Origin of the sequence: Streptomyces shenzhenensis (assembly GCF_021462265.1) — a bacterium.
GTDB classification, from domain to species: Bacteria; Actinomycetota; Actinomycetes; order Streptomycetales; family Streptomycetaceae; genus Streptomyces; species Streptomyces shenzhenensis.
Genome location: NZ_JAJONF010000012.1, coordinates 219,555 through 226,283, shown reverse-complemented (window position 1 = coordinate 226,283; position 6,729 = coordinate 219,555). Strand labels below are relative to the sequence as shown.

4 protein-coding genes are annotated in these 6,729 nt (G+C 75.5%); all 4 read right to left on the bottom strand.

Going from position 1 to position 6,729, the window contains the following annotated elements:
• Positions 1-12: 12 nt before the first annotated feature.
• The 4 genes from LQ326_RS18570 to LQ326_RS18555 all read right to left on the bottom strand — a co-directional run bounded on the left by LQ326_RS18570 (position 13) and on the right by LQ326_RS18555 (position 6,643).
• On the bottom strand, positions 13-261 hold the full coding sequence (locus LQ326_RS18570) for a hypothetical protein (RefSeq protein ID WP_234538162.1): 249 nt from the start codon (positions 259-261) through the stop codon (positions 13-15).
• Positions 262-287: 26 nt separating this feature from the next.
• Positions 288-2,420, bottom strand: a complete 2,133-nt coding sequence (locus LQ326_RS18565) for a hypothetical protein (RefSeq protein WP_234538160.1) — start codon at positions 2,418-2,420, stop codon at positions 288-290.
• 278 nt (positions 2,421-2,698) lie between these two features.
• Entirely contained in the window at positions 2,699-4,015 is a 1,317-nt protein-coding gene (locus LQ326_RS18560) for a lipase family protein (RefSeq protein ID WP_234538158.1), read from the bottom strand.
• A gap of 678 nt (positions 4,016-4,693) precedes the next feature.
• A complete protein-coding gene (locus tag LQ326_RS18555) occupies positions 4,694-6,643 on the bottom strand; it encodes a DUF1996 domain-containing protein (RefSeq protein ID WP_234538180.1) in 1,950 nt (649 codons plus the stop codon).
• Positions 6,644-6,729 lie beyond the last annotated feature (86 nt).

The window sequence follows — 6,729 nt, the reverse complement described above, 5'->3', positions numbered from 1 at the left end:
CGGGGCCACCGCTCACTCCGCCGCGTGTGCAAGCAACGCGGCCGCGGCCGCCCGCAGTTGTATCGCCGCGGTCACACACGCCGTCGCCTGCCGCTCCAGGACGGCGCCGCTCCACTCCGGCGCCTCGGCGCAGTGGCCCAGCGTCTCGGCGGCGCCGCGCAGGCGCCCGGCGTAGCCGTCCATCCGGTCCGCGTCGACTCTCAGGCCGTCCACGTACGCGAGGAGTTCGGGGGCGGCGGTGGGACGGGATTCGGTCGCCATGGGGCTCACCTGTGCTCGGAGGATGCCTAGCGCGGCAGCACCGCGCCGGCGCTTCTGTGGGCCACGAACCGGGGGCTGGACAGCACGAAACCGGGCCGTACCGCGTCCAGTTCGAGGATCTGCAGGTGCCGGGCGAGCGGGCCGTGGGCGCCGTCGAGCCGCAGCCGCAGCCGGGGGCGGGCATGGACGCGCTGCTTGCCGTGGGCGCGGACCAGGGTGCGTACGACGCTCTCGCCGCGACGCCCGTAGAACACCCAGTCCGCCTCGGGACAGCGGGCGCCGGGCCCCGGCCGGCCCTCGACCGAGACCCCCAGCTCGGGCGCGTGTACCCGCACATCCCGCCCCCGCAGATCGACGTCGGCGTCCCCGCGCACGGCCGGCTGGGCCCAGACCTCCTCGGCCACCGCCCGTGCCTCCTGCGTGCCGACGGCGAGCGAGACCACGTATCGCCCGGTACGGCGCAGGTCGGCACGGCGCAGCAGATCCGCGGCGAGGTCGTACGCACGTGGCCGCCACAGGTCGTCGACCAACACCGACAGGCCGAGCTCGGTGTAGGGGCCGATGGTGGTGCAGCGGTGCTCGTAGACGGAGAGCACGGCGAGGGCGCGGCGGCCGAGCCGGGCGGGGACCAGCCAGGTGACGTCCGGGAGCAGACTGCGGGCCACGTCGGTGTCGACCGGGAAGCACAGGTGCGCGGCGGAGGAGTCGTAGTAGCGCACCGGCAGCTCGACCGGGCCCGCCGAGGTGGCCCGGCTCGTGGTGGGGACGGCCAGGAAGGGGTAGCCCTCGGGCGGGCGGGCGCGGTCCCCGAGCCGGTAGGCGCGGGTGCGTTCCACCGGGCCGCGGTAGGGGGCGAGGGCCCGGTCCACGTCGGCCCGGGCCTGCGGGATCACGGTCTCCAGGTGGTCGATGTAGACGCGGAGCAGGTGGCAGCCGGGGAACTCGCGGGTGGGGCCGGTGTAGTCGACCCGGTACCGGTTGGGGTGCGGGGCGCCGGGGCCGTCCAGGACCGGGACGATGTCGTGCCGGTTGGTGATGCCGGCGACCCAGGTGCGCGGGTCGGCGGGCCGGCGGTCGTCGGCCTGCGCGCCGACGGCGACCACGTGGGTGACCCGGTAGGCGCGGCAGAAGTCGTCGTCCTGGGCGAGGTTCAGCAGCGCGGTCCCGCCCTCGCCGTGCCCGACCAGCGCGAGGTCGGCGCCGCGCGGGATGCCGTGGTGCCGGATGGCCAGCAGGATCGAGCGGGTGTACGGCGAGTCGGTCAGGAACAGGTTGCGCCAGGCGCCGGCGAAGTCCTGCAGGGAGTCGTCGCGGGGGCGGCCGGGGGCCGTGCCGGGGACCTGGACGACGTACCGGAGCACGCCGTCGGGGCCGCGTACCTCCTGGACGAGGACGCGGCCGTCGCCGGCGAGCGCGTCGATGTTGCGCAGGAAGCCGAGGAAGGAGCCATCGGTGGCGATGGACCGGGCCTCCTCGGCGGACAGTTCGACGGCCTGGGCGGCGCCCTCGCCCTGGCCCGTGCCGGACAGGTGGGAGCCGTCGAGGCCCTTGACCGGGCCGGTGGTCAGCTCCCGGCCGGCGGCCAGCGCCCAGGCGGTCTCGTCGCTCAGCGGGTCCTCGTCCAGCAGGCCCCGGATGGCGAGGAGTTCGGCGAGGACCGGGGCGAGCGCGGACAGCGAGCGCTGGGCGCCCTGGTCCTTGAAGAGGGCCCGCAGCGCGCGGACGGCCTCCGGGTCGCGGTCGGCGGTGACGGCGTCCGTCAGCCGGCGCATCCCCGGGTCGTGCCCGAACTCGGGGTGGTCGAGGAGGACGGCGGCGATCCTGAGCCGCAGCGAGGTGACCGCCACCAGCGCGGCCAGGCTCTCCCGGCCCAGCGCCTCTCCCGCCGCGCCGAGCAGATGACCGACGCCGTCGGGCGCGACGATCGCCGAGCCGCCGAGGCCCTGCTTGTTGGTGAGCGTCCGCAGCAGCGCCCAGCGGGCGGCCAGTCCGGTGCGCGGGTGGCGGCGCGCGGAACCGGTCAGCGCCGGGGCGAACAGGACGGAACTGGTGCGCGCGGAGACCTCGCGGATGCCCTCGGCGACGGCCACCACGTCGCGGGCGCACTCCCGCAGCATCTCCTCCGCGGGCGGCCCGCAGGCACGGCGCTGCGCTGCCATCCGGCGCTCCCTCGGATCGACGACAGGGCCTGCTCCCATCGTGTGCCCTGGCTCCGGCGCCCGCACCTTCGTCCGTCCGGGTGACCGGCACCCCGCGGACAGGCCAGGTGCCCGCGGCGAGGAGGCCGGCGAGCGTCGCGCCCGGTTCCCGGCCCCGCCACGATGCCGGGCCCGCCGGAGAGCTCGCACAAGGGCGCTTCGACTCCGTCGGGTGCCGGCCGGCGTCCGGGCCTGCGATGGCCTGGGCCCGCCGACGGCGAGCGCCGGCGGGCCGGCGGTCAGGGCTGCGCGGGCATGGTCCAGCAGTTGGAGACGGCCGGTACGCCGGACAGCCGGGCCGTGAGCCAGCCGATGGCGTCGCCCTGGTCGCTGAGCAGGGGGCCGAGGTGGTTGAGCAGGGCCCGGCCCGCGTCCGGCAGGACGACCGGCACGTAGGTGACGTCGGCGCCCTCGCCGCACCAGTCGAGGGCGAGCCGCCGTGCCTGCGCGTGCGGGACGAGGTCGTCGCTGACGCCGGTCGCCACCCGGACCGGGCTCGCGGGCGCGGTCCTGCCGATGCGCTGTTCGCCGAGGAAGGCCTGGAGCGCCGGCTCCTCGCCGATCACCTCGGAGATGGAGCTGCCGTCGTTGGTCCAGGCGGTGCTGTGCTGGGAACCGTAGGCGAGGATCGCGTCGCCGACGCACATCGTCGACAGGTCGGCGAGAGCGGCCCGGCCCGCCGTGCCGAGGTGGGCGTCGACGACCGGCCGCAGCGCCGGGTCCGACTGGACGAAGCCGTTGACCGCCCAGCCGAGGGCGCCGGCCAGGTCGCTGCCGTCGATGGCGGCGGTGACGGCGGTGAGGTCGGCGGGCGGCGCCCCCGCGTAGGTGCCGGACAGGGTGATGTCCGGGGCGTAGGAGGGCTGGAGTTCGGCGGCCGCGGCGGTCGCGCCGCCGCCCTCGCTGTAGCCGAACAGGCCCACCCGCGAGGCGGCGGTGACCGAGGAGCCCGGCAGGCTCCGGGCGGCGCGTACGGCGTCCAGGACGGCGTGCGCGCCGTCCAGGCGGTTGACGTAGGTGTGGAGCCGGTCCGTCGCGCCGAGCCCGACGTAGTCGGTGACGACGACCGCGACGCCCTCGGCGAGCAGCCGGTAGACCGACAGGTCCTCGTAACCGACGGACACCGTCCTGCCGTTGAGGACCAGGGGGTGCTCCAGGCCCATGGACGCGGCGCACTGGTCGCCCTGCCCCATGGTGCCGGGGGCCAGCGCGACCAGGGGGCGGGCGCCGGGGCCGAGCCAGGGGGCGGTCGGCTCGAGGTAGGCGCCGGTGACGGCGACGGGACCGCCCGCCGAGTCGGTGGACTTGTACATCAGCCGGGTCGCGGTGCCGGGCAGCGGGCCGGGCAGACTCGGCAGGCTCAGGGCCAGCGGTAGCGGTTCGGTGCGGACGACGGCGCCGTCGGCGGCGGGCAGGGTGGCCGGCGGGTCGTAGAAGGCCGGGATGGTGACACCCCGGGAGACCTCCGCCTGGGAGGCCGTGGCCTGCAGGGTCTGCAGGCAGAGGCAGGCGGCCGCGGCGACGGCGGTGGCCAGCAGGCGAGTGCGGACAGGCATGGGGAACCCTCCTGGACGTGCTGGACGTGGGAGGTGCGGCGGATGTCCCCGGAGCGGCCGACGGGGCGGGTGCGGTTTACCCGACGGTAACGAGCAATGCGTTACCGGCGGTAGCAGCCGTCGGGTTACGGTTCAGTAATATGACATAGAGTCAACAAGAGGCCGGGGGCTTCCGTCCTGGTGGTCGTCGCGTCGTCCGACACGGACGGCGACACGCGGACGGCCCGCCGTGACAGGGCCCGTCGACCGGCGGGCCGGCCGGGGGGCTTCCGTCCCAAGAGGCCGGGGTTTCCGTCCTGGTGGTCGTCGCGTCGTCCGGCACGGACGGCGACACGCGGACGGCGACACCGCGGACGGCCCGCCGTGACAGGGCCCGTCGACCGGCGGGCCGGCCGGGGGTTTCGCCCGTGCGGTCCCGCGGGTTTCCGTGGCCGCCACGGGCGGCACCGGCACCGGCCGGACAGCGGTGCTTCACCCGCGGCGGGATGCCCGGGGCGCGGGGCGGCCAGTCCGCGCCGGCGAACTCTCGGGCGGGACCGAGCAGGAGCCGGCCCTGACCGTACTCCCCCGGCACGGCCCCCGTCGTACCGCACCCGGGCGGGCACGACGGCGCGGAGCACGACGAGACGCTCCCGCGTTCGAGCTCGCCCAGGCACGCCGCGCGGTGCGCGGGAGGGGTCAGGCCGGGTTCCGCCGGGTCCACCACAGCAGCACGGCCCCGAAGGCCAGCAGCAGCCCGCCGAAGACCGCGGGCCACAGGTGGGCACCGCTCTCGGCGAGACCGCCCTGGACGGCCTGGGGCTCGGTCTGGGGTTCCGTCTGGGAGCCGGTGGCCGGGGTCTCCTGACCGGCCGGGGCGGCGACCGCGGTGCCGGTCGGCTCGGCGGCGGTGCCGGTCGGCGCCTCGGTGTCGGGCCGCTGTGTCGCCCTGCTGATCACACCGCCGCCCGACGACCTGGTGGTCGACGTCTTCGTCGGTGACACGGTCGCGTCGACCCTCGGCAGCTCGGTGCCGCCGGAGGCGGGGGCGGTCTCCGTGGCCGGGGTGCCGGCCGGGGGCTCGGACGACGGCTGCTGGGACGGCGGCCGCTCGGTCACCGGCCCGGACGGCTCGGCGCTCTGCGTCTGAGCCGGCGGGGCGACCGGGCTCGCGGTCTCGCTCGGGGTCGGCTGCGCGCTCTGGGACGGCGGTTGCCCGCCGGCCCCCGCCCCGCAGGTCCGGCCGGAGTTGATGCAGTCGACCATCGTCCGCATCAGACTCTCGTCGAAGACGTTGATGAAGTCGCCGTGGTCGGTGACCGGCTTGTGCAGCTGCTCGGGGAACGAGTCCACCGCGAACAGCGGGACCGTACGGCCGCCGTCCGCGAGGCTCGGCGCGTCCACGGCGTAGACGATGCGCTGCACCAGCTGCGGGATGGCCTGGAAACCGGCCGGGCAGCTGCCGTCGGGAGCCTCGAAGGCCACGTGGGTGCGATGGTTGGCGCTGTCGATGTTCCGGCCGTCCCAGCAGCTCTGGAACCTGAACGTGCGCACGACGTCGCTGCCCGCCGGGCACAGCGGGTACTTGTCCTTGAGCTGCCGGTCCTCGTAACCGGTGCAGCTCCAGGAGGCGTTGGCGTTGGCCGGGCCGTTGACGAAGGCCTTGGCGTCGCCGGTGATGATGCGCAGCAGCCGCGGCATGTCGGTGACCTTGGAGGTCGGGTTGCCCTCGAAGGTCAGCGTGACCTGCTTGGCCGTGACGATCTGCCCGGCGTTGCCCTCGGTGCCGCCGCCCGGCTTGTCGGCGTCCCGCTCCTGCCTGCCGTTCTGCAGGCGCAGCACGGGCCAGTAGTACGTGGACCTGTCCCCCTTGTCGGCGCAACTGGTGTCGGCGTTCGCGAGGTCCTGGTCGCCGGCGAAGGCGTTGTTGGACTGGTTGCCGATGTAGTCGTGGAAGTGGTGGGCGCCGTTGGAGACGCCGGGCGCGACGATCACGTTGTCCGAGTTGAACAGGCCGTTCGCGTTGACGCCGCAGCTGGAGCTGAAGGTGCCGGTGGAGCCGCCGGGCCGTGCGGGCGGGGTGGTGACATCGGGCTGGACGGAGGTGATGTCCGCGTAGTCCGCGGCGACCGGTCCGTTGCCGCCCTGGCCTCCGGCGCCGGTGCCCTGAGCCGGCGCGGCGCCGCCCTGCCCGCTCTGGCTCGGCGTGGCACTGTCCTGGGGCGCCGCCGACTGCGCGCCGCCCTGGTTCGAGGAGCGCAGGGTGCAGGCGGCGAGGTCGGCAAGGCCCTGCGGGCGGCCGCCCTCGCGGGCGATGGCGTCCGCGATGCGCTGGATCGACTCGGCCCGCTTCTCCTTCAGCGGGTTCATGATCGTCTGGTCGGCGAGGCCGGGGTTCTGCTCGATCGCCGCGGCGGACTGGGTGAGTTGCCGGTAGGCGGCCGCGACCTGCTGGTCCAGCTCGGCGAGTGCGCCGTCGACGTCGGCGCGGGCTCCCTCGGGCACCGCCGTCAGGCGGCTGCCGACGTCGGGGCAGTAGACGGTGGGCGCGGACAGCACATGGGCGGTGGCGATTTGGGCCTGGTCCCCGCCGCCCTCGGTGGCCGAGGCGTAGACGTTCACCGCGACCAGTCCCGCGCCGCCGAGCATCAGGGCGACCGCTGCGAAGGTCGCGCGTTGTGCGCCGGTCGGGCGCCTGCGCCTGTTGCGTCTCAAGGTCGTTCCCCCGCGTCTCG